At 67.7% G+C, this 26671-nt stretch carries 23 protein-coding genes; 12 read left to right on the plus strand and 11 right to left on the minus strand.

Annotation, left to right across the window (positions count from 1 at the left end; translation table 11 throughout):
- Window positions 1-30: 30 nt before the first annotated feature.
- The 3 genes from rsmB to def all read right to left on the minus strand — a co-directional run bounded on the left by rsmB (window position 31) and on the right by def (window position 3172).
- A complete protein-coding gene (gene rsmB / locus FHY18_RS16220) occupies window positions 31-1341 on the minus strand; it encodes a 16S rRNA (cytosine(967)-C(5))-methyltransferase RsmB (RefSeq protein WP_259156842.1) in 1311 nt (436 codons plus the stop codon).
- Window positions 1341-2264 carry a methionyl-tRNA formyltransferase gene (gene fmt / locus FHY18_RS16225; RefSeq protein WP_259156843.1) on the minus strand — a complete coding sequence of 308 codons (924 nt, stop codon included), beginning with the start codon at window positions 2262-2264 and terminating at the stop codon, window positions 1341-1343. The genes rsmB and fmt overlap by 1 nt, the downstream gene beginning before the upstream one ends.
- Before the next feature lie 395 nt (window positions 2265-2659).
- Window positions 2660-3172, minus strand: coding sequence for a peptide deformylase (gene def / locus FHY18_RS16230; protein ID WP_259156844.1), 513 nt, complete (start codon window positions 3170-3172; stop codon window positions 2660-2662).
- A 131-nt stretch (window positions 3173-3303) separates the two neighbouring features.
- Here def and FHY18_RS16235 point away from each other — a divergent pair, with 131 nt between their 5' ends.
- The 9 genes from FHY18_RS16235 to FHY18_RS16275 all read left to right on the plus strand — a co-directional run bounded on the left by FHY18_RS16235 (window position 3304) and on the right by FHY18_RS16275 (window position 13267).
- The gene (locus FHY18_RS16235; RefSeq protein ID WP_259156845.1) at window positions 3304-4440 is read left to right on the plus strand and encodes a LysM peptidoglycan-binding domain-containing protein; all 1137 of its coding nucleotides are present in this window, start codon (window positions 3304-3306) and stop codon (window positions 4438-4440) included.
- Window positions 4441-4511: 71 nt separating this feature from the next.
- Window positions 4512-5648, plus strand: coding sequence for a DNA-processing protein DprA (dprA, locus tag FHY18_RS16240; protein ID WP_259156846.1), 1137 nt, complete (start codon window positions 4512-4514; stop codon window positions 5646-5648).
- 43 nt (window positions 5649-5691) lie between these two features.
- Window positions 5692-6165 (plus strand): DUF494 family protein, encoded by a 474-nt coding sequence (locus FHY18_RS16245; protein ID WP_003484452.1) that lies wholly within the window; start codon window positions 5692-5694, stop codon window positions 6163-6165.
- A 40-nt stretch (window positions 6166-6205) separates the two neighbouring features.
- Window positions 6206-6925 (plus strand): pilin, encoded by a 720-nt coding sequence (locus FHY18_RS16250; protein WP_259156847.1) that lies wholly within the window; start codon window positions 6206-6208, stop codon window positions 6923-6925.
- A 40-nt stretch (window positions 6926-6965) separates the two neighbouring features.
- Window positions 6966-8186, plus strand: a complete 1221-nt coding sequence (locus FHY18_RS16255; protein WP_259156848.1) for an RDD family protein — start codon at window positions 6966-6968, stop codon at window positions 8184-8186.
- A gap of 181 nt (window positions 8187-8367) precedes the next feature.
- The gene (locus tag FHY18_RS16260; protein ID WP_259156849.1) at window positions 8368-10881 is read left to right on the plus strand and encodes a DNA topoisomerase I; all 2514 of its coding nucleotides are present in this window, start codon (window positions 8368-8370) and stop codon (window positions 10879-10881) included.
- 8 nt (window positions 10882-10889) lie between these two features.
- The gene (locus tag FHY18_RS16265) at window positions 10890-11453 is read left to right on the plus strand and encodes a Sua5/YciO/YrdC/YwlC family protein (RefSeq protein WP_259156850.1); all 564 of its coding nucleotides are present in this window, start codon (window positions 10890-10892) and stop codon (window positions 11451-11453) included.
- A 411-nt stretch (window positions 11454-11864) separates the two neighbouring features.
- The gene (locus tag FHY18_RS16270; RefSeq protein ID WP_259156851.1) at window positions 11865-12623 is read left to right on the plus strand and encodes a DUF4124 domain-containing protein; all 759 of its coding nucleotides are present in this window, start codon (window positions 11865-11867) and stop codon (window positions 12621-12623) included.
- Window positions 12620-13267 (plus strand): DUF4124 domain-containing protein, encoded by a 648-nt coding sequence (locus FHY18_RS16275; protein ID WP_259156852.1) that lies wholly within the window; start codon window positions 12620-12622, stop codon window positions 13265-13267. Before FHY18_RS16270 ends, FHY18_RS16275 begins: the two co-directional genes overlap by 4 nt.
- Before the next feature lie 213 nt (window positions 13268-13480).
- Here the strand turns inward: FHY18_RS16275 and FHY18_RS16280 are convergent, their stop codons facing one another.
- A complete protein-coding gene (locus FHY18_RS16280) occupies window positions 13481-14257 on the minus strand; it encodes an SDR family oxidoreductase (protein WP_259156853.1) in 777 nt (258 codons plus the stop codon).
- A 107-nt stretch (window positions 14258-14364) separates the two neighbouring features.
- Here FHY18_RS16280 and FHY18_RS16285 point away from each other — a divergent pair, with 107 nt between their 5' ends.
- Window positions 14365-14580: a hypothetical protein gene (locus FHY18_RS16285; protein ID WP_259156854.1), complete on the plus strand. Its 216-nt coding sequence runs from the start codon at window positions 14365-14367 to the stop codon at window positions 14578-14580.
- Between the two features lie 277 nt (window positions 14581-14857).
- Here FHY18_RS16285 and sppA read toward each other — a convergent pair whose 3' ends face one another.
- Window positions 14858-16759 (minus strand): signal peptide peptidase SppA, encoded by a 1902-nt coding sequence (gene sppA / locus FHY18_RS16290; protein WP_259156855.1) that lies wholly within the window; start codon window positions 16757-16759, stop codon window positions 14858-14860.
- A gap of 94 nt (window positions 16760-16853) precedes the next feature.
- The gene (locus FHY18_RS16295) at window positions 16854-18230 is read right to left on the minus strand and encodes an MATE family efflux transporter (RefSeq protein ID WP_259156856.1); all 1377 of its coding nucleotides are present in this window, start codon (window positions 18228-18230) and stop codon (window positions 16854-16856) included.
- 272 nt (window positions 18231-18502) lie between these two features.
- Between FHY18_RS16295 and FHY18_RS16300 the strand changes: the two genes are divergently transcribed.
- On the plus strand, window positions 18503-19666 hold the full coding sequence (locus FHY18_RS16300; RefSeq protein WP_259156857.1) for a DUF3667 domain-containing protein: 1164 nt from the start codon (window positions 18503-18505) through the stop codon (window positions 19664-19666).
- Window positions 19667-19790: 124 nt separating this feature from the next.
- Here the strand turns inward: FHY18_RS16300 and FHY18_RS16305 are convergent, their stop codons facing one another.
- Together FHY18_RS16305 and FHY18_RS16310 are read right to left on the minus strand one after the other, a co-directional pair.
- Window positions 19791-20381 carry a DUF3106 domain-containing protein gene (locus FHY18_RS16305; protein WP_259156858.1) on the minus strand — a complete coding sequence of 197 codons (591 nt, stop codon included), beginning with the start codon at window positions 20379-20381 and terminating at the stop codon, window positions 19791-19793.
- The gene (locus FHY18_RS16310; protein ID WP_259156859.1) at window positions 20368-21399 is read right to left on the minus strand and encodes a hypothetical protein; all 1032 of its coding nucleotides are present in this window, start codon (window positions 21397-21399) and stop codon (window positions 20368-20370) included. The genes FHY18_RS16305 and FHY18_RS16310 overlap by 14 nt, the downstream gene beginning before the upstream one ends.
- A gap of 459 nt (window positions 21400-21858) precedes the next feature.
- On the opposite strand from FHY18_RS16310, the gene FHY18_RS16315 reads away from it, so the two are divergent.
- The gene (locus FHY18_RS16315; RefSeq protein WP_259156860.1) at window positions 21859-24081 is read left to right on the plus strand and encodes a primosomal protein N'; all 2223 of its coding nucleotides are present in this window, start codon (window positions 21859-21861) and stop codon (window positions 24079-24081) included.
- Between the two features lie 456 nt (window positions 24082-24537).
- Here FHY18_RS16315 and FHY18_RS16320 read toward each other — a convergent pair whose 3' ends face one another.
- The 3 genes from FHY18_RS16320 to FHY18_RS16330 are packed head-to-tail and all read right to left on the minus strand — an operon-like array spanning window position 24538 to window position 26617.
- Window positions 24538-25188 (minus strand): glutathione S-transferase, encoded by a 651-nt coding sequence (locus FHY18_RS16320; RefSeq protein ID WP_259156861.1) that lies wholly within the window; start codon window positions 25186-25188, stop codon window positions 24538-24540.
- 2 nt (window positions 25189-25190) lie between these two features.
- The gene (locus tag FHY18_RS16325) at window positions 25191-26024 is read right to left on the minus strand and encodes an NYN domain-containing protein (RefSeq protein WP_259156862.1); all 834 of its coding nucleotides are present in this window, start codon (window positions 26022-26024) and stop codon (window positions 25191-25193) included.
- Complete coding sequence (locus FHY18_RS16330) at window positions 26021-26617, minus strand: hypothetical protein (protein WP_259156863.1); 597 nt, start codon at window positions 26615-26617, stop codon at window positions 26021-26023. The genes FHY18_RS16325 and FHY18_RS16330 overlap by 4 nt, the downstream gene beginning before the upstream one ends.
- Window positions 26618-26671 lie beyond the last annotated feature (54 nt).

Below are 26671 nucleotides of genomic sequence, written 5' to 3' on the forward strand. Positions count from 1 at the left end.
CGCGAGAGGGGCGCGCTGGACGCGGCGCGGTCAGGAGGCTTTTAGCAAAAGCGCGTAGAAGAAACCGTCGCAGTGCTGCTCGCCGGGAAAACGCTGCCGTCCCGGGCCCGCCGCATGGCCGAAGTGCGCACCCAGGGGCTGCGCCTGCGCACCGGGCGTGCGCTGCAGGAAGGCCTGGACCTGCGCCTGGTTCTCGCGCGCCAGCAGCGAGCAGGTGGTGTAGAGCAGCTGGCCGCCCGGACGCAACGTGCGCCAGCTCGCATCCAGCAGCCGCGCCTGCAGCGCACACAAGGCATCGATATCGTCGGCGCGGCGATGCAACAGCACATCCGGCTGACGCCGCACCACGCCGGTCGCCGAACATGGCGCATCCAGCAGCACTGCATCGAACGGCTGGTCGTCCCACCATGCCGCGGTGTCGGCGGCATCGGCCGCATGCAACGCGACCTGCGCCTCCGGCACGGTGCGCTGCAAGGTCTGCTGCACGCGCTCCAGGCGGCGTGCATCCACATCCAGCGCGGTGAGCTGCAAGCGGTGATGGCGCTCGAGCAGATGCGCCGCCTTGCCGCCGGGTGCAGCGCAGGCATCGAGCACGCGTGCCGAGGGCGCCAGCGTCAGCGCATCGGCGACCTGCTGCGCGGAGCCATCCTGCACCGAGACATCGCCGTCGGCAAAGCCGGGCAACTGGCTGACCGGCACCGCCCCCTGCAACCGAACGGCGTCGGGCAGCACCGTGTCGGTCTGTGCACCAATGCCCGCCTCTGCCAGCCGCGCCACGTAGGCGGCGGGATCGGTACGCCCGCGATGCACGCGCAGCCACATCGGGGCCATCTGCGCGCTTGCGACGAAGATCGCTTCGGCCTGCGCGCCCCAATCGGCACGCAGCTGCTTGCGCAACCACGACGGCCAACCCGCATCGTCGGACACCGCCGGAAAGCCCTCGCGCTGCGCACGCCGCAGGATCGCGTTGACCATGCCGGCCTGACGCGGCCGGCCCAACGCACGGCATGCCTCCACGGTGGCCGACAACGCCGCATGCGCGGGCAGTTGCAGCACGTCGAGCTGGGCGAAGCCGGCCATCAGCAGCGCTTTCAGTTCGGCATCGCGCGGCGGCAACGGGCGTTCCAGCCATTGCCGCAATGCCACCTCATAGGCCGGACGGCGGCGCAGCACCGCAAAGCAGATCGCCTCCACCAGCGCGCGGTCGCGTGGATCGGCAACGCCGGGCAGCGCCGCGGCCAGCTCGGCCTTCAACGAACGCCCCTGGTCGAACACCGCCGTGAGTACGTTTGCTGCCACTAGCCGCGAGGCGACGCCGGCCGCCGTCGTGTCGGCGGCCATCAGCGCAACGCCGGCAGGTCGCGGCGCGCGTTGAGGTAATCGGCGGCGGTGATCGCCTTGCCGCCCTCACGCTGCAACACGCGCACGCGCAGCGCGCCCTGCCCGCAGGCGATGTCGATGCCCTGCTTGCTGGCGGCCAGCAAGGTACCCGGCGGCTGTTGATGGGCAAGGTCGAGCGCAACGGCGCCATGCAGACGCACCCGCTCGCCGGCCAGCGTGGCTTCGGCCACCGGCCACGGATTGAACGCACGCACGCGACGCGCCAGCTCCTGCGCCGGCTGCGCCCAGTCCAGCCGCGCCTGTGCCTTGTCCAGCTTGTGCGCGTAGGTCACGCCCTCGGCCGGCTGCGGCTGCGCCACCGGGCGGATGCCGGCGCGCAGCAGCCCCAGGCCATCGGACAGCACCTGCGCACCCAGCGCGGCCAGGCGGTCATGCAGTTGGCCGCCGGTTTCCTGCTCGCCGATCTCGATGCGCTGGGACAGCAATACCGGGCCGGTGTCCAGCCCGGCTTCCATCTGCATCAGGCACACGCCGGTCTCGGCATCGCCGGCCTCGATCGCGCGCTGGATCGGGGCGGCGCCACGCCAGCGCGGCAGCAACGAGGCATGCACGTTCCAGCAGCCGTGGGTCGGCGCGGCCAGCACCGCCTTGGGCAGGATCAACCCGTAGGCCACCACCACCATCAGATCGGCATTGAGCCCGCGCAGCGTGGCCAGGGCCTCGGGCGAGCGCAGCGTCTGCGGCTGGTACACGGGAATGCCGCGCGCGATCGCCTCCAGCTTCACCGGCGAGGGCGTCAGCCCGCGACCGCGGCCGGCTGGCCGGTCCGGCTGGGTGTAGACCGCCACCACTTCATGCCGCTGCGCAGCAGCGCGCAACGAGGCGACAGCGAAGTCGGGCGTACCGGCGAAGACAATTCTCATAGGGCTGGGATTTGGGAGTAGGGATTGGGGATTCGCAACGGCGGATGTGCTGGCCGGGACGGTAACGGCGTGGAACCGATAGATGGGGTGGACAGTTGCGTGGGCAGCTTTGGCCACTGGCGCCGAAAGCGGCATTGCCCGGCATCGATAGGCGCGGTGAGAAGCGGGAGTTGCAAACAGCAATTGGATAACCGCGACGGGCAGCGGCTTATCCAATCCAAAATCCCGGGTCTCAAGGCTCTGCGCACGCGGACTGGGGCGATGGCGATTAGACGACTCACGCCAAGAAAAAGATCACACCAGGATCCGCGCCCGAAGATTTGAAACGGCAGACTCAAAGACCAGCAAGAACCCGCTTTCGCCAATCCCGAATCACAAATCCCCAATCCCCGCCCTCAAGCCACATGCTTGCGCATCTTGGCCAGCTTCTTGCGCACCATTTCGCGCTTGAGCGGGGACAGGTAATCCACGAACAGCTTGCCGTCCAGGTGGTCCATCTCGTGCTGGATGCACACCGCCAGCAGGCCCTCGGTACTCAGTTCCTGCGGCTTTCCCTGGCGGTCCAGGTAGCGCACGGTGATCGCATCGGCGCGGCTGACATCGGCAAAGATGCCAGGCACCGACAGGCAGCCTTCCTGATACACCTGCTCGCCCTGCCTGGTGACGATTTCCGGGTTGATGAACACCTGCGGGGCGTTTTTTTCCTCGCTGACGTCGATCACCATGAAGCGCTTGTGCACGTCCACCTGACTGGCGGCCAGGCCAATGCCGGGCGCCTCGTACATGGTCTGAAACATGTCGTCCAGCAGCGTCTGGAACGCCGGGCTGGCGACGTCGGCCGCATCGACCGGCACGGCCTTGGTGCGCAGCCGCGGATCGGGAAATTCGAGAATAGGGAGCAAAGCCATGGGGTTACCCGACTGGGAACACCGGCGCGGCGCCGGCAAGACGGTGTCATTCTAGCGCAATGCTTGCGTGGCGCCCCGGTTTCTGGACTATAGTGCGCAGACCTGTTGGGGAATCAGGCAAGAAGGCACTCATGTTGAACCGACTTCGTACGGTCGTCGCTGCGGCGATGCTGACCGTCGCGACCTACGCTGCCGCGCAAGCGGTGGGCGAGCATCCAGACACCTATGTGGTCCGCAAGGGGGACACCCTTTGGGACATTGCTGGGCGTTTCCTGCAAAAACCATGGCTGTGGCCGGAAATCTGGCAGGCCAATCCACAGATCCAGAATCCGCACCTGATCTATCCGGGTGACGTGATCAGCCTGGCCTACCTGGACCGCGTCGGCAAAGGCACGATCCAGCCCGGCCCGCGTCAGGAAGCGCCGATCAATGCGATTCCGCTGGCCGATGTCGAGCCGTTCCTGAAGAACCTGCGCGTGGTCGACGACTTCGATCAGCTGCCCTACGTGGTTGGCCTGGAAGGCGGTCGCTCTCGCGCCACCACCGGGCAGGTCGCCTATGTGGTCGGCCTGGAGGATGCGCAGCCGGGCCAGCGCTTTGCAGTGGTGCGCCCGACCGTGAAGTTCAGCCTGCCCAAGCACAACGAAGACCTGGATATGGCGGGCAACATCACCGCCGGCTCCGGCAACATCTGGAAGAACTACATCGCGCCGAGCAAGCGCCGTGAGTTCCTGGGCTACGAGCTGGCGCAGGTCAACGTCGGCACCATCACCCGCAGCGCGGCAGGCGGCAACTCCAAGGCGGCGACCCTGCTGCTGCAGGACAGCGGCCGCGAAGTGCGCGCCGGCGACCGGATCGTGGCCGTGGAAGCGCAGCCGTACGATCTGCAGTTCATCCCGCATCCGCCATCCGAACAGGCGTTGCAGACCGAGCTGCGGGTGCTGGCCATTTCCGACGCCTTCATCGTTGGCGGTACCCGCGACGTGATTGCCATCTCAGGCGGCGCGCGTGAAGGCATCAACAACGGCACGGTGTTCTCGATCTGGCGCAAGGGCCGCACCGTCAGCGACCGCGTCAAGCATTCGCGCTTCTCGCGCACCGATGACGATTTCAGTGGCCCGTCCGGCTCCACTGTCGGCCTGCCCGACGAATATGCCTCGCATGCGATGGTGTTCCGCACCTTCGACAAGGTCAGCTATGCGCTGGTGATGGAAAGCGTCAAGCCGACCGGCCTGGGCTACTTCGTCAAGCATCCTGACGCGCAGTAATCGGAAACTCCGATGGTCCAACGCGACGGCGCCTGAGGGCGCCGTCGTCGTTTGCGGCCCAGGCTGTGCGCATGGCCCCCACTTCTCCCGATCTGCGCGCATTGCTCGTATTGCTGCTGGCGGGCGGCCGCAGTCCGCCGCGTCGCGCACTGATGAGCGCCTGCGCCACCGCGTCCGACATCCTGACTGCCGGGCCCGGCGCCTGGCGCGCAGCCGGCTGCGACGAGCTGCAATCGGAACGGCTGCAGTCGCCCGACCCGCAAACGCTGGATGCCGCGCTGCGCTGGTGCGAACAGCCCAACCACCATCTGATCGGCTGGCAAGACCCGGACTATCCGGCGCTGCTACGCCACATCGTCAACCCGCCGCTGGCGCTGTTCGTGGACGGCGACCCCAACGCGCTGTGGCATCCCGGCGTGGCGGTGGTCGGCAGCCGCTCCGCCACCGCCGGCGGACGCGATCACACCCGCGCCTTCGCATCGAGCCTGGCAGCTGCAGGGCTGGGCATCGTCAGCGGCATGGCCGCCGGCGTGGACGCGATCGCGCATGAAGCCGCACTTGCCCAGCCTGGCGGCATCACGGTGGCGGTGGTGGGCACCGGGGCCGACGTGGCCTACCCCGCGCATCACCGGGCATTACGCGATCGCATCGCCGCACGCGGCGCGGTAATCAGCGAATATCTGCCCGGCACCGGGCCGGTCGCTGCGCATTTCCCGGCCCGCAACCGGATCATTGCCGGGCTGGCGCTGGGTACCCTGGTGGTCGAGGCAGCGATGCGTTCGGGCGCGCTGATCACCGCGCGCCTGGCGGCCGAGGCCGGGCGCGAGGTATTCGCCCTGCCCGGCTCGCTGCACAACCCGCTCTCGCGCGGCTGCCACCACCTGATCCGCCAGGGCGCGACGCTGGCGCAGGAGCCGGCCCAGGTCACCGAAGGACTGCAACTGCTGTCGGGCGAATTGGCCACTGCCTTGCGCGAGCGCCTGGCCGCCCCCACTCAGGTGCCCAGGACGACGCGCACCACCACTTCCACGCGCCCGGACCCCGACTACCAGCGCTTGTGGCAGGCGCTGGGCCACGACCCAACCCCTATGGATTCCCTGGTCGAACGCACCGGATTGACGGCCGCCGCGCTGTCCTCCATGCTGCTCATCATGGAACTGGAGGGAGACGTGGTCACCGAGCACGGTCGCTATACCCGCAATCCCTAGTTTCTTCACCTCCACAGCGTCGCGCGACGCAGGCCGAGGGGCAATGAAAGAGAGCATTCTCGATGTACTGCTGTACCTGTTTGAACATTATTTCAGCGAAGACGCGGACCTGGTCCGTGACCGTGACTCGCTTCAGAATGGCCTGATCCAGGCCGGCTTCAGTCCCGCAGAAATCAGCAAGGCGTTCGACTGGCTGGATGCGCTCTCCGAGCAGCGTCCCAGTGTCGCGCGCCCGCATGTCGATGGCCCCGTGCGCATCTATCATGGCCCGGAGCTGGACAAGCTCGATGTCGATTGCCGTGGATTTCTGCTGTTCCTCGAGCAACACCGCATTCTCGATGCCGACCAGCGCGAGTTGGTACTGGACCGCGCCATGGCGTTGGACCAGGACGAACTGGATCTGGACGACCTCAAATGGGTGGTGCTGATGGTGTTGTTCAACCAGCCGGGCGCAGAAGCGGCCTATGCCTGGATGGAAACCCAGATGTTCCTGGACGAGCCTGAACCCGTACACTGAGGGCTGAAGCCGCCACGGACGTGCGTGCGAGGGGACGGGGATGAGCAGTTGGTATTACGCCGAGGGCAACCGCCAGCGGCGTGGCCCGGTGACCGATGCGGTCCTGCTGGGCCTGTATCGCGATCGGCAGATCGCCCTGGACACGCTGGTCTGGCGCGAAGGCCTGGACCAGTGGCTGCCGTTGTCGGCCTGCGCCGACACGCTGGGCCCGCCAATTTCCACCGATCTGCACGCGGTGGCGGCCCCGCCGCCATTGCCGGTGGCAGCAGGGACCCCACTCGCCACACCACCTGCATCGCACCTGTACCAGCCGGCCAAGGGGCCGGCGTGGCCGCTGCTGTTGGTGCTGGGCGCGGTGGCCGGCCTGTTCGTCGTCGTAGCGATGATCGGCATCCTCGCGGCGATCGCACTACCGGCCTACAAGGATTATCAGAACCGCGCCAAGGTGGCCGAGGCGGTTGCCGCATTGGCGCCGCTGAAGCCGCAGATCGCCGAGTTTCTCGCGAGCGAAGGCCGCTGCCCGGAGAACGGCGATACCGGCTTCCAGACACCTGAGCACTACGCAACCGGCATCCTGGCCAGCGTGCAGATCGGTCGTTTCGATACAAGCGCCTGTGGCATCGAGGCGCTGCTGCATGCGCCGGGCTCGCCCAGGATCGATGGCAAGGCACTGTGGCTGGATCTGGATGCGGATGCCGGCACATGGCAGTGCAGTTCCGAGATCGACGACAACCAACTTCCGCAAAATTGCCGCGGCTGACCGGTCGCCGCACGCACAACGCATCACCCAAGGGGACATCATGACGCAGTGGTATTACGCCGACGCACAGCGGCAACGCCAGGGCCCGGTCGACACGGAAACCCTGGCCGCACGCCTGTCGCAGGGCATCATCGACCGCACCAGCCTGGTCTGGCGCGAAGGCCTGCCGCAGTGGGTCACCCTGAGCGAGGTCGCGTCCGAACTGGGTGCCGACGCGACAGGCCCTGCCACCACGGAGCCGCCCGTGTATTCGCCGGTGGCCGCACCCGCCGACTCTGCGCAATGGGCCGCTGCTGCTGCCGACCCGTCGCCCCAGGCAGCGACGCCGGCAACCGACACGCCGTTTGGGACAACCGTGACGCCGGCCTCAGCTGAACCGGCCGACCCCGCGCTACGGGACCACCACACAACGGTCGACTATGACCCGGATTCCTCCGGCGCGCCGGCTGCACCCACGGAAACCACGTCCTGGTCCGGTTCGCCAGCCGACGCCGCGGACGTTTCCGCGCAGCCCGCCCCGACAACGCCGGCTCCAGCGCCGACCGAGACGGTGCCGCCAGCTGCTGCAGCGCCGTTGCCGAGCGCCTGGGAGACCCCGGTAGCCGCATCGCCGGCTGCTGCTGCCATCGCCCATGACGCGCCGGTGGTGTACGCAGGGCTATGGAGGCGTGTGGCGGCCAGCATCCTGGACAGCCTGGTGACCACCTTCGCGGTCTACCTGATCGTCATCCCGCTGGTGTTCGTGGTGGCGTTCGGCAGCAGCCTCGGCGATTCGGCCTCGACGCTGGACGACGGCAGCGCGCTGGGCATCGCCATCGTGGTGATGTCCTACGGCATCGGTCTGGCCATCCCCACGCTGTATTTCGCCTGGATGCAGTCCAGCCGGCTTCAGGCCAGCCTGGGCAAGCTCGCCTGCGGCATCAAGGTGGTGCGAGCGGACAGCAACGGGGCGCGGGTCGGGTTCTGGCGCAATGTGCTGCGCTATCTGGCCTATATGCTGATCAGCGTACTCACGCTGGGCATCGGCGCAGTGGTGGCGGCGTTCATGGCCGGCATGTCGCAACGCAAGCAGACGCCGCACGACAAGATCTGCGACACCCTGGTCGTGGACCGCTGGGCCTTCACCGACCGTCCGGAGCTGCAGTCGCGCGGCCTGGACACGGTGTCGATCGTGGTGCTGGCCATCTACGGGTTGATGCTGGTGCTGTCGATCGTGGTCGTGGTGATCATGCTGGCGACGATCGGAATGAGCCAGAGCTAGCAGTTCGCGGCGCCGGCCGCTTGACACGGCGGCGTCCGCCGTGATCTTTCTAATAATACAACTGAACGCCCGGGAGCATTCCCGGGCGTTAACGTGTGGGAAACGGCCGATCTGCTTCCCTCGACCGGCCAATTAGGCCACGCTACCCGCCCCCCGGGCTCTGCCCCAAGAATTTGCCACCATGCCCAAGCACCTGCTCATCGTCGAATCGCCCGCCAAGGCCAAGACGATCAATAAATACCTCGGCAAGGACTTCACCGTCCTGGCCTCGTATGGGCACGTGCGCGATCTCGTCCCCAAGGAGGGCGCGGTCGACCCGGACAACGGCTTTGCGATGCGCTACGACCTGATCGAGAAAAACGAGAAGCATGTCGAAGCCATCGCGCGCGCGGCCAAGAGCGCTGACGACATCTATCTGGCGACCGACCCGGACCGCGAGGGGGAAGCGATCAGCTGGCACATCGCCGAGATCCTGAAAGAGCGCGGCTTGTTGAAGGACAAGACCATGCAGCGCGTGGTGTTCACCGAGATCACGCCGCGTGCGATCAAGGAAGCCATGCTCAAGCCGCGCGCGATTGCCGCCGACCTGGTGGATGCGCAGCAGGCCCGTCGCGCACTGGACTACCTGGTGGGCTTCAACCTGTCGCCGGTGCTGTGGCGCAAGGTGCAGCGCGGCCTGTCGGCCGGACGCGTGCAGTCGCCGGCGCTGCGCATGATCGTCGAGCGCGAAGAAGAGATCGAAGCCTTCATCGCGCGCGAGTACTGGTCCATCGATGCGCATTGCCGGCATCCGTCGCAGCCGTTCAATGCGCGCCTGATCAAGCTGGACGGGCAGAAGTTCGAGCAGTTCACCGTGACCGATGGCGACACCGCCGAAGCGGCGCGGCTGCGCATCCAGCAGGCCGCGCAAGGCGTGCTGCACGTTACCGACGTGGCCAGCAAGGAGCGCAAGCGCCGCCCTGCCCCGCCGTTCACCACCTCCACGCTGCAGCAGGAAGCCTCGCGCAAGCTTGGCTTCACCACCCGCAAGACCATGCAGGTGGCACAGAAGTTGTACGAAGGCGTGGCACTCGGCGACGAAGGCTCGGTCGGTCTGATCAGCTATATGCGTACCGACTCGGTGAACCTGTCGCAGGATGCGCTGTCGGAAATCCGCGATGTGATCGCGCGCGATTTCGGCACCGCCTCGTTGCCGGACCAGCCCAACGCCTACACCACCAAATCCAAGAACGCGCAGGAAGCGCATGAAGCGGTGCGCCCGACCTCCGCGTTGCGCACGCCTGCGCAGGTGGCGCGCTTTTTGTCCGACGACGAGCGCCGCCTGTACGAATTGATCTGGCGCCGCGCCGTGGCCTGCCAGATGATTCCGGCCACGCTCAACACCGTCAGCGTCGATCTGTCGGCCGGCAGCGAGCACGTGTTCCGCGCCAGCGGCACCACCGTGGTGGTGCCGGGCTTCCTGGCGGTCTACGAAGAAGGCAAGGACACCAAGAGCAGCGAGGACGAGGACGAAGGCCGCAAGCTGCCGCTGATGAAGGCCGGCGACAACATCCCGCTGGACCGCATCGTCACCGACCAGCATTTCACCCAGCCACCGCCGCGCTTCACCGAAGCGGCGCTGGTCAAAGCGCTGGAGGAATACGGCATCGGGCGTCCGTCCACCTATGCCTCGATCATCCAGACCCTGCAGTTCCGCAAGTACGTGGAAATGGAAGGCCGCAGCTTCCGCCCCACCGACGTGGGCCGTGCGGTGTCCAAGTTCCTGTCCGGGCATTTCACCCGTTACGTGGATTACGACTTCACCGCCAATCTTGAAGACGATCTGGATGCGGTCTCGCGCGGCGAAGCCGAGTGGATTCCGTTGATGGAGAAGTTCTGGGGCCCGTTCAAGGAATTGGTCGAGGACAAGAAGGATTCGCTGGACAAGACCGACGCCGGTAGCGTGCGCGTGCTCGGCGCCGACCCGGTCAGCGGCAAGGAAGTCAGCGCGCGCATCGGCCGTTTCGGCCCGATGGTGCAGATCGGCACCGTGGAAGACGAAGAAAAGCCCACCTTCGCCTCGCTGCGTCCGGGCCAGAGCATCTATTCGATCTCGATCGAGGATGCACTGGAACTGTTCAAGATGCCGCGCGCGCTGGGCCAGGACAAGGAGCAGGACGTCAGCGTCGGCATCGGCCGCTTCGGGCCGTTTGCACGCCGTGGCAGCGTGTATGCGTCGCTGAAGAAGGAAGACGACCCGTACACCATCGACCTGGCACGCGCGGTGTTCCTGATCGAAGAGAAGGAAGAGATCGCGCGCAACCGGGTGATCAAGGAATTCGACGGCAGCGACATCCAGGTACTCAACGGCCGCTTTGGTCCGTACATCAGCGACGGCAAACTCAACGGCAAGATCCCCAAGGATCGCGAGCCGGCGTCGTTGACCTTCGAAGAAGTGCAGCAGCTGCTGGCCGACACCGGCAAGCCGGTGCGCAAGGGCTTCGGCGCCAAAAAGGCCACGCTCAAGAAGAATGCGGTGAAGGATTCGGCCAAGGAGGCCAAGGACGCCGCGGCGAAGGATGCGGCAGCCAAGAAGACCGCGGTGAAGAAAGCGGCAACCAAGACCGCCGCGAAGAAGGCGCCGGCCAAGAAGACTGCCGCCAAGAAGGCCGCCAAGCGCGTGGTCAAGAAAACCGTGAGCAAGGCGGCAGGCTGAGGCAGCGCATGGACCACCCGCTGAGCCTGGACAGCGCCATCGCCACCCTGCAAACGGGCGGCGTGATCGCTTACCCGACCGAAGCGGTCTGGGGACTGGGCTGCGACCCGGCGCAGCAGGCAGCCGTGCTGCGCCTGCTGCAGATCAAGCGGCGCCCTGTCGACAAGGGAGTGATCGTGGTGGCGTCCGGCATCGAGGTGCTGTGCGACTGGGTCGACATCGACGCGCTGGAACCGGCACGCCGGGATGAGGTACTGGCCAGCTGGCCCGGCCCGCATACCTGGATCCTGCCGGTCACCTCCCGCGCGCCGCGCTGGGTCACCGGCACGCACGATGGGCTGGCCGTGCGCATCAGCGCGCACCCGGTCGTGGTAGCGCTGTGCGCGGCCTGGGGGGCGCCGCTGGTATCCACCAGCGCCAACCTAGCCGGCGAGCCACCGGCGCGCAGCCGCGAGGCCCTGGACCCGGCACTGCTGGCGACCATCGACGGCGTGGTGGCGGGCGATGTCGGTGGGCTGGCGCAGCCCACCCCGATCCGCGACGCGCGCACCGGCCAGGTCCTGCGCGACTGACGCCGAGCTGGATCCAGCCAGCGCCACAGACAAGGCGCGGCGTCCGCAAGACGATCAACCGCTAGCCCCGCGGCCCGCCTATCCAGAGCGGCCTGGCGCATCGGCGCGACACACGACCTCGACCCGCCGGCATCCTCCGCTCCAGCCACGGCCACGGCGCCACGGCTGGCGGCCCAGGCAGCCGACAGCGGCCGCGAGCGGGGACTGCGCGTCATGCGTCGCGGCGGCTTGGCAGCGTCAAGCTGCGCGGTGGCCAGCCCTAAAGCGGCCTGACCACGCCCCATCCCCCACCAGCGTCGTTCGGCGCAGGCCGGCGCTCCCGGCCGATCCGGCCATGCCGCTGCCACCGCGTCTGCGCGCGCAGCGACCATCCCCTTGGCGGCGCGGCCGCCAAACGCGCACACTCGCCACATGCGCACTCTTCCAACCTTGTTGTTGCTGGCCTGCGCGCTGCCCGCCCTGGCGGCAAGCACCGCCGCCAAACCGGACCCGAACGTGCGGGTCTACCGCTGCGTCAGCAGCACCGGGACCGTGGCCCTGCAGGATGCGCCATGCAGCAGCGGCCGCCAGCAGGTGCTGGACATGCAGCGCCCGCAGGACCCGCCGCCGCGACCGCAACGTCTGCAGGCACCCGCCCCGCCCCCGGCCGCACCATCGCGCGAGGTTCGCATCGTCACCGTGCAACCGCCGCAGCCGATGTACGAGTGCACCACCGAGGACGGCGAGCGCTATACCAGCGACAGCCCGGAAGGCAATCCGCGCTGGGTGCCGACCTGGGGGCCGGCCTATGTGGGCAATGCGGTTGGCCCGCCGATCAGCGGCGGCGGCATCCAGCGTCCGCCGATCTCGGTCAGCCCGCGTCCGGCGATTGCCGTGCAGGGTGGCGCCGGGCGGGGCAGCATCCGCGGCAGTGCCAGCTTCGGCGCAGGCGGCTATCAGGACGGTTACCACGGCGGCTACGGCGGCACGGTGATCGTGCCCTACGGCAACGTGCAGATCCGCGACCAATGCCATGCCCTGCCCGAGCAGGAAGTCTGCGCGCGGCTGGCAGACCGCCGCTGGGAGCTGATCCGCCGCTACAACAGCGCGCTGCAGAGCGAACGCCAGGAGCTCAGCCGCGAACAACGCGGCATCGAAGCGCGCCAGCAACGCGACTGCGGCGGCGCATGAGCCGCACCTTGCTGCTGGCGCTGCTGCTGTGCTGGGTGCCGGGCGCCAATGCCCAGGACGTGGCCATCTACCGCTGCACCGATCCCACCGGCGCGCTCACCGTGCAGAACATGCCGTGCCCGAAGGGCATGCAGCAACAGAAGAAAATGATGACCGCACCGGCGGCGGTGCCATTCGCACCAGGCGGCACGCCTGCCCCTGCGCCAATGCGTCCTGCACATCCTGCGCAGCAAGCGCCCGCCGCACCCGCGGCCGCGCCGCCAGCGCCGACAGCTGCATCGACGCCAGCGCCGATAACCTCCACCCTGCCTCCGCCGCCGTTGTTCGAATGCACCGCGCACGACAATGGCCGCTACTTCACCGAAGACCGCGAGCCGGCCACGCGCTGCCTGCCGATGCAGACCACCAACCTGGCCGGTGGGCCGGCGACCGGCGGCGGCAGCGCCTGCGAGGTGGTCACCGACCGCTGCGCACCGGTGCCGGACCAGAGCCTGTGCGAGGCCTGGCGCAAGCGCGCCGAGCAGGCCGAGGCGACCTGGCGCTTCTCCGACGAGGCGCAATCGGCCGAACGCAAGCAGCGCTACGACCAGATGCGCCGGGTGCTGGACGAAAGCCGCTGCGCCAATCCGTCCATCACGCCGTAATGCTGCAACCGGCGTTGCAGCGCCGTGCCGCCGGTGTGCCAGCGCGGCGCCTGCGCGTTGCACGAGCCGCACGCGCGCCTGCCCGCTGTGCAGTCACCTGCCTCGCGCACAGGCGCCGCCGACAAAACAGGCGCAACGGCGGTTTTGCGCATGCATGCGCATCTTCCGATGCCATGCACAGGCCGCTATCCGCTTGCGTTGCGCGCAGTCGCGTCAGAAGCCGTAGCGCAAGAATCCGCCATCCACCGCGATGCACTCGCCGGTGATGTAACTGGCGGCCGGCAGACACAGAAAACCCACCGCAGCGGCGACTTCTTCCGGTTCGCCGATGCGGCGCATCGGGGTGCGGTCGATCACCTGTTCGTAGTAATCCGGGTCCGACAACGGGCCGGAGGTACGACGCGTACGGATGTACCACGGCGCCACCGCATTGACGCGGATGCCGTCTTCGGCCCATTCCACCGCCAGGTTGCGCGTCATCTGCTGCAGTGCGGCCTTGGTCATACCGTACGGCGCGCCGCTGCGCACATGGGTGATGCCCGAGACGCTGCCGACATTGACAATGGCCGAGGCGGCATGCCGGGTCAGCAGTGGATGCGCATACCGCGACAATTCGAACGCGGAAAACACATTGGTTTCGAAGATGCCGCGCCACTCGTCTTCGGTGTAGTCGATGGCTGCCCGGCTGATGTTGCCGCCGGCGTTGTTGATCAGCAGATGCAGGCCGTCGGCGTGGTCCTCCACCCAGTCCAGGATCGCGCGGCGCTCTTCATCGTCGGACACATCGGCCGCCAGCCCATGCAGTTCGCGCTCGGGAAATTCTTCGGCCAGTTCGTCGCGTGCCTGCGCCAACGCATCGGCATCGCGCGCCACCATCAGCAGATCCGCTCCGAAGCCGAGCAGTTCGCGTGCGATGGCCAGGCCGATGCCGGCACTGGCGCCGGTGATGAGGGCGGTCTGTCCATCCAGCCGCCAACGGTGCGTTGTCACGTGGGTGATCCTCTTTCAAAACGCGAGAAAACGGCCGCCGCAGCGCAGTTGACGCGCGGCAGCAGTGCCGGCGTTAGGATACCGCCACCGCTCGCGAGGTCACGACGATGAAACTTCACTGGATGCTTGCCGCCGTTGCGATGTTGCCGCTGGCTGCGTGTCAACGCCCGCAACCGGCGCCCACCGACCAGAAGCCCGACCCGCAGGCCACCGCCCTGCGCGATCACATCCAGCAGCCGTTGAACAAGGCGCACGCGGTACAGACCGCCACCGACCAGGCTGCTGAGGATCAGCGCAAGGCGATCGATGCCGCCACGCAATAGAGCGGCCAGCACACTGCGCGAGCCGTCATGTGGACGGCACGGAGGAACCAGGGCGTAAGAGTGGTACCTGCCACACCTAGCACAGCACGGCGGTGAGCACAGTCGTCTTGTCAGCGGCTCTAAGTGCGAGCCGGGAGAAGCGCGTTCAACAGTTCAACACCGCAGCGTCATCGCCGGGCCGTCCGCATGCGGCAAGCCCGCAGCGTCATGCGGTACAGACGACAACGCCGGCACAAGGCCGGCGTCGTCGCTGTAGTCGAGGGCCTGGTTTGCCGCCTCAGAACCCGCAGAAGCAGTAAGCCAAGGCCTTGACCGGCGTGCCGCCGGCCTTGCTGTCGTGCACCGCGCTTTCGACAAAGCGCAGCTGCGTGTCCACTTCCGGCAGCGAGCGCGCCAGCATGGCGCGCGCCATGCCCGAGTCGCTCAACATCCACGCCCCCATGCGGCTGCCGGCAAATCCGCTCATGAACTGCGAGAACGGGGTGGCCGGCTTTTCCACGTAGCGCACGCGGAACTTGCCCTTGTTCAACTTGGCGCGATTGGCCGCGTCGGCCACCGCTTCGGACATGCCGCCGAATGCATCCACCAGGCCATGCTGCCTGGCCTGCGCACCGCTCCACACGCGGCCGCGGGCGACCTTGTCGATGGCCTCCACCGACTGGTGACGCGCCTGCGCTACCTTGCCGGTGAAGTCGGCATAGCCCTTGTTGATCACCGCCTGGATGACCTGGCCGGCGGACGGGTCCAGCGGACGGGTGATGTCGAACGCACCGGCGAAGCGCGTGGTGCCCACGCCGTCGGTGTGCACGCCGATCTTGTCCAGCGCGCGGGTCAGGTTGGGCACCATGCCGAAGATGCCGATCGAGCCGCTGATGGTCGACGGGTCGGCATAGATGCGATCGGCGTTCATGCTGATCCAGTAGCCGCCGGAGGCGGCCAGGTCGCCCATCGACACCACCACCGGCTTGCCGGCCTGCTTGAGCGCGACCACTTCGCGGCGGATCTGCTCGGAGGCGAACACCTCGCCGCCGGGCGAATCCACGCGCAGCACCACCGCCTTGACCTTGTCGTCGTCGCGCGCCTGACGCAGCAACGCGGCAGTCGACTCGCCACCGACACGGCCTGCCGGCTGTTCGCCACCACTGATCTCGCCGGCCGCCACCACCACCGCCACCTGCGGACGGCTGTCCATCGGCGAGCGCTGCGCCTGCAACTGGCTCAGGTAATCGTTGAAGCCAATATTGCGGAAACCGCTGTCGGCATCGCTGTCGGCCACGCCGCGCTTGGTCAGCAGCGCATCGACGTCTTCGCGGGTCTTGAGCCCGTCGACCAGTTTCTGCTGCAGCGCGAACTTGGCCAGATCGCCGCCTGCCGCCACCACGCCTTCGGGCAAGGTGTCGATGCCGGCGGTCAGCTGCGCCGGGGTGAGCTTGCGCGCGGTGCCGACGTCGGCCAGGTAGCGCTGCCACACGTCGTTCATCCAGAACAGATCCGCTTCCTTGGCATCGGCCGAGGCCGCGTCCAGGATGTAGGGCTCGGCCGCGGACTTGTATTCGCCCACGCGGAACAGGTGCACGTCCACGCCGAGTTTGTCCTGCAGGCCTTCGCGGAAGTACTGGCGATAACGGCCAAGGCCTTCCAGCAGCACGCTGCCCATCGGGTCCAGATACACCTCGTTGGCCTGCGCGGCGAGCAGGTACTGGCCCTGGCTCATGCTCTCGCTGAAGGCCACGATCTGCTTGCCGGAAGCGCGCAGCTTTTGCAGCGCGGCAGCCACCTCGCGTTGCGAGGCGAAGCCGGCCGGCTGCAGCTTGTCCAGATTCAACAGCACCCGTTCGATCTTGCGGTCCTTGCCGGCCGCCTCGATCACCCGCACCAGGTCGCGCAACTGCACCTCTTCGGCGCTCTTGTCGCCCACCGCCTTGGCCAGCGACCGGCTCACCGGGTCGGCGCTGAACTGCTCGACCAGCGTGCCTTCGGGGTTGATGACCAGCGTGGTGCGCTCGGCCAGCGGCTTGGTCCCGTCGCCGCGCGCCATCGCCACCACGATCAGCAGCAGCAACAGCAACAGGAAACCGAAGAACACCAGGTTGAAGATCAGGCGCCGGGTGAAATTCATCACGTCCCACAGGCCGACGAAGAAACTGGCGATGGGACTGCGACGCACGGGGTGGTTCATGGAAAACTCCGTCGAAAAGACGCTGCGTACGAAACGTACGAATCAATGGTGTCCAGCATACCGGCTGCGCCGGGCGCGCGGCATGCGCTGAAAGTCAGGGGGTCGCGTTGGCAGTCAGCCGCCGGCTGGTGTGCCGGAAGCGCAGGCCCATCAGGATCGCGGCGGTGGTCAGACCCAGAATCAGGCCGATCCACATGCCGCGCGGCCCCCAGCCCAGCCCCAGGCCGAGCCCGGCGCCGATCGGCATGCCTACGCCCCAGTACGAAAACATCGCCAGGAACATCGGCACGCGGGTGTCCTTGAGCCCGCGCAGCGCACCGGCAGAGAGCACCTGGATGCCATCGGGAAACTGGAAGGTGGCGGCAAACAACAGCAATCCCGACGCCAGCGCGGCCACTGCCGCATCGTTGGTATACACACCGACAATGGCGTCGTGGCCAAGCAGCAACGTGCTGGCCGACAGCGCCTGCGTGCCCAGCACGATGGCGTAGCCCGCCCAGGCCGCACGCCGCACGGCCAGCGGATCGCCCCGCCCCGCCGCATGGCCGACGCGCACGGTGGTGGCCTCGGCCACGCCCATCGGCACCATGAAACACAGCTGCCCCACGTTGATGGCGATCTGGTGCGCGGCGGCTTCGGTCGAGCCCAGCCGGCCGATCAGCAGCGCAGTGACGATGAACAGGCCGCCTTCCATCAGCACGGTGATGCCGATCGGCAGCCCCGTGCGCAGCAGATCGCCGATGGCGTGCCAGCGCGGTCCTTCCAGATGGGTGAACAACTCCAGATGCGCAAAACGCCGTGCGCGCCAGAGGTACAGCGCGAACACGCTGGCCTGCACCCACATGGTGATGGCCGAGGCCATGCCCAGGCCTTCGGCGCCATGCTCGGCAAACCCGAACTTGCCGTAGGTCAGCGCATAGCCCAGCGGTGCCAGCACCAGCAAGCCGCCAAACCCCAGCAGCATGGTCGGCAGCGTCCAGTGCATGCCTTCGCTGAGGTAGCGCATGCAGAAGTAGAACGTCAGCGCCGGCACGCCCCAGCGCACCGCATGCAGGAAGTCGGTGGCACCGGGCACGATGTCCGGCGCAATCCCGAAGGTGGGCAGCAGCGGCGGCACCAGGCTCAGGAACGCGAACATCAACGCGCTCAGCCCCAGCGACAGCCACAACGCCTGGCGAAACAATGGGCCGATCTCGCGCTCGCGCCCGGCGCCGCGCAGTTGCGACACCGAGGCGGTCAAGGAAATCAACGTACCGATCGGCACCAGCATCGGCAGCCACAGCAGCGAGGTGCCGATGGTCACCGCCGCCAGCGTCGCAGTGCCGTGATGGCCGGCGATGACGTTGTCGACAAACCCGATCAAGCCGGTGGAGACGTGACCGAGCACCAGCGGCAAGGCCAACAGGCCGGTGGTACGCACTTCCGATGCGAAGCCTGGCGTCGCAGACGCCGAGGCAGGAGAAACAGACATGACACACCGATTGCTGCGCGGACTACGGCCGTGCCGGGAGGCGCTGGCACCGGGTCGCGTGGGGCCGCTATCTTACGCGTACTTTCCGACTGCGGCCTGACGCGCGCTTGGGCAGCTCCCGCCGCGCTCGCTGCTGCGTGTGCGGCAACGAAAAACGGCTGCCGATCTTTGCAGGTAGCCGCATGATGACGCTGTACCGTGTGCCAGGCACGCGCCCTCGGGTGATCGCATCGGGCACGCGGCCCTCCATCGCCGCCAACCGGACCTGGCTCATGTCCCTGCACCCGACCGCATTGCATCCATCGGACTGTGAGAACTGCTCCACTGCGTTGCAAGGCGCGTTTTGCCACGCCTGCGGGCAAAGCGCGCATAGCCCGGTGCGCAGCGTCACGCATGCGGTGGAAGAAGTCTTCGAATCGTTCTGGCACCTGGACGGGCGGATCTTCCGCACCTTGCGCGACCTGCTGGTGCCGGGCCGCGTGGCGCTGCGATTTCTGGGCGGGCAGCGCGTGCGCTATGTCGCGCCGATGCGGCTGCTCCTGGTGGTGAGCCTGTTGACCTTCTTCATCGCACGCATCGCGGTGCATGCCTCCGACGAAGACTCCGATGTCGCCGCGCCTGGCGCACCGCAGAGTGCGGTGCCGAAGGATTTTGCGCAGGCGCGCACGCCGGCACAGGTGGAAGCGGTACGTGCGCAAATCGTCGGCACGCTCACCCAGAGCCGCAAGGTGGTGCCTGCGGGCATCGCGGGCGATGGTGTGGATGCCGGCATCGCCCGCACCGAGAGCGAGGCGCGCAAGCGGCTGGCGCAACTGCACCAGGGCGCGCGGCTGGAAAGCGCCGCACCGGTGGTCGATGCCCCCGACAACGGCACGTTCTTCTCGCTGGGAGGCAACCCCTGGGACCCGGTGAGCAACCCACTGACGGTCGCACCGTTACCGCAATGGGCCAACCGCTGGCTCAACCTGCAGCTCGCGCATATCCGCAGCAACCTGCCGCGCCTGCGCAGCAATCCGCAGCTGCTCTACAACGCGTTCTTCGCGGCGGTGCCGTCCACCTTGCTGGTGCTGGTGCCGTTGTTTGCGCTGCTGTTGCGCGTGTTCTACCTGCGCAGCGGGTGGGTGTATCTGGAGCATCTGGTGGTGGCGCTCTACAGCCATGCATTTCTCTGCCTGAACCTGCTGGCGATGCTGCTGCTGTCGTTGCTCAGGGAATGGGTGCTGCAGCTGGCTCCCCCGATCGCCTGGAGCCTGGGCCTGCTGCAGTTCGGGCTGGCACTCTGGATGCCGCTGTATTTGCTGGGGATGCAGCGCCATGTCTACCGCCAGTCATGGTCGGTCACGGTACTGAAATACCTCGGCCTGGGCAGCGTGTATTTCGTGGTGGTCACGTTTGCTGCCGCCTTCCTGATGGTGGCAAGTCTGGCGCGCCTTTGACGCTGCACCCTGCGCCTGCAGCGCTGCAGGCGCGCGTGTGGCAGCGCGCGGTGAGCGACGGATAGCGGCGTCGATCGCACGATGCAAGTCGCCGGCCACCTGCCAGGCCGACATGCGGCGGCAATCAACGTGCCAGTTGCCGCTTCAGCCAGGCGCTGCGGGTGGCCGGGGTTTCGGCCAGCAGGGCATCGCGCAATCCATCGCGGTCCTGCGGCGGGGTGCGTTGAGCGAGCACCGCCAGCTGCTCCAGCTGGCCCGCATCCAGGCTGCGCAACACGGCCAGCAGGCGCTCGCGCTGGTCGACCGGCACGTAGCCGATCAGCGGCTGCAGCTGCGGGTAGAACGCGCCCACTTGCGACCCCAGGCGCCAGCCATCGCGGTGCAGGCGATCCATTGCGGTGAACTGGGTGCGCAAGGCGCGTTGCTGGTCGTCGGGCAGGCTGTGCAGCCGTTCGCGCGCCTGCCGCAACACCACGCGGTCGGTGGCGGTCAGGTCTTTCCACGCGGCATAGCGCGCGCGCAGGTCGGCCTGCTGTACCGGCGTCAGTGCAGCCCAGCGCGCGCGTTGCTGTGCGGCGCTTGGCGCTGCCGACGCGGCAGGAGCGCTGACGGGTCCGTTATGACCGCTTTCGTCCAGCGCCGTCGGCAAGGCCTGCGCGCCGGCGATACCGGTAACGGCGAGCACCAGCAGGCCAGACCACTTAATTGTCGTCATCGACCGTCTCCAGGGGGGCGGAGGGCTGCTCGGCCGAGGTGGCATGCGCGCCGGACTCGTCCGCCGGGACCGGGTGGCCGGCGGCGTACCAGGCGTAAAAGTCCGCTGCGCGCGCCAGCTCCAGATCCGGGTCGGCCAGCATCGTCTGGTCGCGCGGATCCATGGCCGGGGCTGCCGGAGCCTTCTGCAGGTCCGATGCCGGCAGTTCTTCCACCAGCACTGGCGCCGCATCGGTGACGTGCAACACGCCGGCCGGCGCCTGCGAGATCGGCTCGGGCGGCAGGTTGGGCCGTCGGTGCGTCCACCACCAGGCTAGGACCGTCAACAGCAAGGCCAGCGCGAGCACCCCCAGGGCAATGCCGGCGTGGCGGCGATCCAGCTGTGGCCAGTGCCACTGCCGCCTGGGGCGGACGCGTGCCGGGGCGGCACGGCGTGGCGCGGGCGGCGCGTGTGCCGGGATGGCAGGCTGCAATGCAACGCCGGCCAGCGACGCGTCACGCAATTGGCCAAGCCGTGTCAGCTGGGACGAGGTCAGATCGCGCAGCTCCATTTGCGCCGCTTCGGCCAATGCCCGCCAGGCCTGTGCATCGGGATTGCCGGCGGCATCGCGCGGACAGGCACGCGCAAGCGACTGCCGATAGTCCGCCACCGCGATGCCCTGCACTTCGCCGGCAGCCTCTTCTTCCAGCCCGGCCACGATCCGCAGCAGCAGCGCCAGCCGGTCGGGGGTCTGCATCCGCCCCAGCACGGTGAACGGCGGCAGCCAGGTGCCGGGCATCGGCTCGCGGCGCAGTGGCGGCGCGGTAGCCAACAGGCTCCAGAAGCGCATCGGCCAGCCAGCCATCGGCCGTCCCGCAGCCTGGCTGCTGAAGGCACGCAGCGCGGCGGCCAAGGCCCGCTCGGCGGCCGTCACATCGCCGCATTGCAACTGCGCCAACACCAGGCCCCGGCGTTCCACACCCCGCAGGAAGGCTGACAAGGCGGCGGGGGTGACGGGGGCGTCGGGGACTACGGTCATGTGAACTCCAGCATCGGCCGGCATGATACCGACGCAAGTCCGCCCCGCCGACCGCTTGACAGATCGCGCGACCCTCGCTCCTGTCGCGAGCGCTGCCCACAGACGTTGTGCACAGCGGCAGACATACCGATACGCCGGCGTCTGTCAACTGTTGTTTTTTCTTTGTTGCAATCGTGTTTCACGCCTAAGTTATTGATCTATATTGATTTTCGATGGATGGCGAAAAAATGTCCAAGAGGTTGCCAAGGCAAGTGAATCCGCCTTCACCGCGTGGAGCACGCGACTAATTCACAGGCTTATCCACAGGCGATGTGGATAAACCCGTTTCCTCAGGCCTCACATAGGTTTACGTCGTATTTATCACCTGGGTCACAGAAAGGCCCCGCAACTGATCACACCGCCCTCACGACCAAAACTGCGCAAGTCGGGGCCACTGGACAGTGTCGGTAAACTGGGTGCATGCCTCCCACCGTCTCCACCTTGCGCGTCGCCTTGCCGGTGCCGCTCCCCCAACTGTTCGACTATCTGCCTCCGGCCGACGCGCCGCTGACCGAGCCGGCGCAGGTCGGCTGCCGCGTGCGGGTGCCGTTCGGGTCGCGCGAGCTGGTCGGGGTGGTGGTGGAGATCGGCCAGCAGCCGTCGGCCGATGGACTGCGCCCGGCACTGGCCTGGTGCGACCAGACGCCGCTGCTGGTGGATGAACTGGCGCGCTCGCTGCACTGGCTGGCCCGTTATACCCATGCCCCTCTGGGCGAGGCTCAGGCCAGCGCGCTGCCCGGACCGCTGCGCCGCGGCGAGCCGCTGGCCGACACCCACGCCTGGGCCTGGCAACTGACCGAGTCCGGGCGCACAGGCGCTGCTGGCCTGCGCGCAGGCAGCCGGCCCGCCTTGCTGGCCGCCCTGCTGTTGACCGGTGCGGTGGGCGAGGAGCAGCTGGACCCGCTGCTGCCGCAGTGGCGCGACGCCGCACGCAGCCTGGCCAAGCGCGGCCATGCCGAGCGCGTGGCGGTACCGGCCGATGCCATCGCGCCACGCCCCGGCACCGGCCCGGCACTCAACGAAGAACAACTTGCTGCTGCCGCCGCGATCCGCGCGCACACCGGCTTTGCCACCTATCTGCTGGACGGCGTCACCGGCAGCGGCAAGACCGAGGTCTACCTGCAGGCGATCGCCGACTGCCTGGCCGCCGGCAAGCAGGCGCTGGTGCTGGTACCGGAAATCGGCCTCACTCCACAGACGCTCGGTCGCTTCCGCGCGCGCCTGGGGGTGCCGGTGCATGCGCTGCATTCGGGCCTGTCCGATGGCGAGCGCGCCCGGGTCTGGGCGGCGGCCTGGCGCGGCGAGGCCAAGCTGATCGTGGGCACGCGCTCGGCGGTGTTCACCCCGCTACCCAACGCCGGGCTGATCGTGATCGACGAGGAACACGACGGCAGCTACAAGCAACAGGATGGCATCCGCTACCACGCCCGCGACTTCGCCCTGGTGCGCGGCAAGGCGCTGGATGTGCCGGTGATCCTGGGCAGCGCGACCCCATCGCTGGAAAGCCTGCACAACGCCTACTCCGGCCGCTATCAGCACCTGCGGCTGTCGCAGCGCGCTGGCGACGCCCGCCCGCCGCGGGTGCGCGTGCTGGACGTGCGCAAGCGCCCGCTCAAGGACGGCTTGTCGCCGGAGGTGCTGGCCGGCATCGGCGCCACCCTGGCGCGCGGCGAGCAGGTGCTGGTGTTCAAGAACCGCCGCGGTTATGCGCCGGTGCTGCTGTGCCACGACTGCGGCTGGACCGCCGCCTGCCAGCGTTGCAGCACCCCGCTGCACCAGACCCCGATGACCGTGCACGCAGGCGGCCGTCGCCTGCAGTGCCACCACTGCGGCGCGCGCCAGCAGGCGCCGCTGGCCTGCCCGGCCTGCGCCAGCCTGGCCCTGCAGCCGCAGGGCATCGGCACCGAGCGGCTGGAAGAACGGCTGACCGAGGCGTTTTCCGACTTCCCGGTGGTGCGCATCGACCGCAGCACCACCCAACGCCGCGACGCCCTGGAAACCCAGCTGGCCCGGCTGGGAACCGAGGCGGGCATCCTGGTCGGCACCCAGATCCTGGCCAAGGGCCACGACCTGCCGCGGCTGACCATGGTGGTGGTGGTCGGCATCGATGAAGGCCTGTTCTCGGCCGACTTCCGCGCTGCCGAAAAACTCTCCCAGCAACTGATCCAGGTGGCAGGACGCGCCGGGCGCGCCGACCGCCCCGGCGAGGTCTGGTTGCAGACCCACCATCCCGAACACCCCCTGTTGCAGACCCTGGTCAACGGCGGCTACCACGCCTTCGCCGATGCCGAACTGCAGCAGCGCGAAGCGGCAGGATTTCCCCCATTTGCGCATCTAGCGCTGTTCCGCGCCGAAGCCAAGGATGTCGCGGCGGCCAACCAGTTCCTGATGGCGGTACGCGGCCTGGCCACCGCAGATACCAGCGCGCAATCGCCCGCATTTGCGGACGTGGAGTGCTACGGCCCGATGCCCGCGCCGATGCCGCGCCGCGCCGGTTTCCAGCGCACCCAGTTGTTGCTGTCTGCGCAGCAGCGCTCGGCCTTGCATCGGCTGCTCGATGCGCAGCTGCCGGCCATCTATGCGCTACCGCAGGCGCGGCGCGTGCGCTGGTCGCTGGATGTGGACCCGATCGATCTGTATTAATGCCGGCGTATCGCACACCGCGCTGCCGCCAGACTCACATTGTGGCCAGTGCGCCCACGTTCCGTAGGAGCGCACCCGGGCGCGACAAGGCGTTACCGGCAATGCCCTCGCGCACAAGTGCGCTCCTACACACACCGCGAGGCCATCCAGCCGCACGGTGGGATCGTGCGTTGTAGGAGCGCGCTTGCGCGCGATGTGGCGTTATCGGGAACGCCCTCGCGCACAAGTGCGCTCCTACACACACACCGCGAGGCCATCCAACCGCACGGTGGGCTTGTGCGTTGTAGGAGCGCGCTTGCGCGCGATGTGGCGTTGTCGGGAAGGCCCTCGCACAAGTGCGCTCCTACAGACAACGCGAGCTGCCGGGACGCGCGGTGCACGAGGCCGACAGCGTGTGAGGTCGGCGGCACGTGCTGTCTGCCATGGACCGCGCTGGCTTCAGCGCAGACCCGAAACTCAGGTCAGCGCGGTCATCACGCCACGCTGGTATGCAGGACGCGCGCGCAGACGTTGATACCACGCCTGCAGATGCGGCAGCTCGGGCCGCGCGATCGGCATTTCGAACCAGGCGTAGATGAAGCTGCCCAGCGGAATATCCCCCATCGCCAAGCGCTCGCCGGACAGAAACGGCTGCTGCGCCAACGCCATATCGGCGCGTGCCAGCAGCTCGCCCGATTGCGCCAGTGCCGCGGCGATGCGTGCAGGATCGCGTTCGGCCTCAGGTGTGCGCAGCACGCCCCAGAACAGATCGCGAAACACGCTGGCAAAGGTCGAGGTGGTCCAGTCCATCCAGCGGTCGCCCACTGCGCGCTCGGCTGGCGATGACGGATACAGCGCCGGCGCGTATTGCGCGGCGAGATAGCGCACGATCGCATTGGACTCCCACACCACCAATGCACCATCCTGCAACGTCGGCACCACCGCGTTGGGGTTCAGCGCTCGATAAGCGGGCGTGTCGTTGCCGCCGAAGGCGCCGCCCACTTCGATCGACGTATACGCCACACCGGCTTCTTCGGCGCACCACAGTACCTTGCGCACATTGCTGGAATTGCGGCGCCCCCAGAGTGTGATCGTCGACTGAGCGGGTGCCATTGCATCCTGGGTCATGGTCATTTTGCTGCGACAGGTTTGGCTGTTGCGCGCGCCGCGCGCTTGGGGCTGGCTTGCGGGCCCGGTGCAACCGCAGGCGCCGCGGTTTTCGCACGGTTGCCGCTGCCCTTGGGCGTGTCGCGCACCCATAAGGCCTGCTCGTCGAGCTTGAGCTCGAACAGGCCGATCGCACGCACCAGATCGCTGAGTTTGCGATAGCCGTAATTGCGCGGATCGAACGAGGCCTGGTTGGCCACCTGCTTGCCTACCGCGCTCAGCAACGCCCAGCCGTCGTCCTCGCACGCGCTGACGATGGCGTTGCGCAGCATCTGCACCAGCCGCGTATCGCTGCGCAGCGCGGTCGCATCCTTGCGCCCGGCAGCGGTGTCGCTGGCCGCGGCGGCCTGCTCGCCCAGCGCTTCCACGTAGGTGAATTTGGAGCATGCATTGACGAACGGTGCCGGCGTCTTTTTCTCGCCAAAACCATAGACCTTCATGCCATCGGTCAGCAGACGCATCACCAGCGGGGTGAAATCCGCATCGCTGGAGACGATCGCAAACCCATCCAGATTGCGCGCATACAACAGGTCCATCGCATCGATCACCATCGCCATGTCCGAGGCGTTCTTGCCGGAGCTGTAGGCAAACTGCTGGATCGGCCGAATCGCATAATCGTGCAGCGCCGCTTCCCAGCCTTTCAGGTGCGGGCTCTTCCAGTTGCCGTAGGCGCGGCGCACGTTGGCTACGCCGTAGCGTGCCACTTCCGCCAGCACTACATCGATCTTGCCGGCCGGCGCGTTGTCTGCGTCGATCAGCAAGGCGATCCGCTTGTCGGGATTGTCGGTCATGCTCAATGCTCCAGTGCAGCGTCGGTGACGGTTTCGGTTGCGGCCCCGGTGTCCATTTCCGGATCTGATTCTGTCTCGGCATCGGCATCGGCATCGGCATCGGCATCGGCATCGAGCGTGGCCTCTTCTGCCGTCTCTGCAGCCGGCAAGGTGTACTCGGTGCCATCGCGCAGGGTGAGCACGCCATCGCTCAGGATCTCCTGATCGGCGCCGGCGCTGATCCAGGTCGCCTTGACGCGCCCGGCGCCGCGGTCGCCTTCCACAGCGAACACGAACTCTTCGCCGCCCGGCGCCATTCCCGTGCGCACCAGATCCACCCGCATGCTGCGGATCTGGCCGATATGTTCCTGCACCACCGCATCGTCCTGCAGCGCGCTGCGCGCCTGGTCGGTAAACACCGTCCAGCCCGTATTGACCAGCCACATGGCCGCGGCCAGCACCACCACCCCGAACAGACTCGCGCAGGCCAGGATGCCGATCAGGCCGATGGCCACGCCGCTGAGCGGCTTCCTGGCCGCAGGCGCCACAGAGGCGACCGGTGCTGCAGTGGGCGCTGGCGCGTTCGGCAGCGGGGGCAGGGGCGGGGGGAACGAAGACATGTGGAGGCCGTCAAAGATGGATGCGACATGATGCCGCAGGCGCGCTGCGCCCAC

This window comes from Xanthomonas sp. 3793 (assembly GCF_024806835.1).
Lineage (GTDB): Bacteria > Pseudomonadota > Gammaproteobacteria > Xanthomonadales > Xanthomonadaceae > Xanthomonas > Xanthomonas arboricola_F.

Bases quoted from the DNA above. Each gene is read 5' to 3' on its own strand.
- FHY18_RS16315 (WP_259156860.1), top strand. From the start codon at position 21,859: ATGCCTCCCACCGTCTCCACCTTGCGCGTCGCCTTGCCGGTGCCGCTC.
- FHY18_RS16250 (WP_259156847.1), top strand. From the start codon at position 6,206: ATGAGCAGTTGGTATTACGCCGAGGGCAACCGCCAGCGGCGTGGCCCG.
- FHY18_RS16285 (WP_259156854.1), top strand. From the start codon at position 14,365: ATGAAACTTCACTGGATGCTTGCCGCCGTTGCGATGTTGCCGCTGGCT.
- sppA (WP_259156855.1), bottom strand. From the start codon at position 16,759: ATGAACCACCCCGTGCGTCGCAGTCCCATCGCCAGTTTCTTCGTCGGC.
- FHY18_RS16265 (WP_259156850.1), top strand. From the start codon at position 10,890: ATGGACCACCCGCTGAGCCTGGACAGCGCCATCGCCACCCTGCAAACG.
- FHY18_RS16260 (WP_259156849.1), top strand. From the start codon at position 8,368: ATGCCCAAGCACCTGCTCATCGTCGAATCGCCCGCCAAGGCCAAGACG.
- FHY18_RS16295 (WP_259156856.1), bottom strand. From the start codon at position 18,230: ATGTCTGTTTCTCCTGCCTCGGCGTCTGCGACGCCAGGCTTCGCATCG.
- FHY18_RS16235 (WP_259156845.1), top strand. From the start codon at position 3,304: ATGTTGAACCGACTTCGTACGGTCGTCGCTGCGGCGATGCTGACCGTC.
- def (WP_259156844.1), bottom strand. From the start codon at position 3,172: ATGGCTTTGCTCCCTATTCTCGAATTTCCCGATCCGCGGCTGCGCACC.
- rsmB (WP_259156842.1), bottom strand. From the start codon at position 1,341: ATGGCCGCCGACACGACGGCGGCCGGCGTCGCCTCGCGGCTAGTGGCA.
- FHY18_RS16330 (WP_259156863.1), bottom strand. From the start codon at position 26,617: ATGTCTTCGTTCCCCCCGCCCCTGCCCCCGCTGCCGAACGCGCCAGCG.
- FHY18_RS16305 (WP_259156858.1), bottom strand. From the start codon at position 20,381: ATGACGACAATTAAGTGGTCTGGCCTGCTGGTGCTCGCCGTTACCGGT.
- dprA (WP_259156846.1), top strand. From the start codon at position 4,512: ATGGCCCCCACTTCTCCCGATCTGCGCGCATTGCTCGTATTGCTGCTG.
- FHY18_RS16300 (WP_259156857.1), top strand. From the start codon at position 18,503: ATGTCCCTGCACCCGACCGCATTGCATCCATCGGACTGTGAGAACTGC.
- FHY18_RS16245 (WP_003484452.1), top strand. From the start codon at position 5,692: ATGAAAGAGAGCATTCTCGATGTACTGCTGTACCTGTTTGAACATTAT.
- FHY18_RS16310 (WP_259156859.1), bottom strand. From the start codon at position 21,399: ATGACCGTAGTCCCCGACGCCCCCGTCACCCCCGCCGCCTTGTCAGCC.
- fmt (WP_259156843.1), bottom strand. From the start codon at position 2,264: ATGAGAATTGTCTTCGCCGGTACGCCCGACTTCGCTGTCGCCTCGTTG.
- FHY18_RS16275 (WP_259156852.1), top strand. From the start codon at position 12,620: ATGAGCCGCACCTTGCTGCTGGCGCTGCTGCTGTGCTGGGTGCCGGGC.
- FHY18_RS16270 (WP_259156851.1), top strand. From the start codon at position 11,865: ATGCGCACTCTTCCAACCTTGTTGTTGCTGGCCTGCGCGCTGCCCGCC.
- FHY18_RS16320 (WP_259156861.1), bottom strand. From the start codon at position 25,188: ATGACCCAGGATGCAATGGCACCCGCTCAGTCGACGATCACACTCTGG.
- FHY18_RS16255 (WP_259156848.1), top strand. From the start codon at position 6,966: ATGACGCAGTGGTATTACGCCGACGCACAGCGGCAACGCCAGGGCCCG.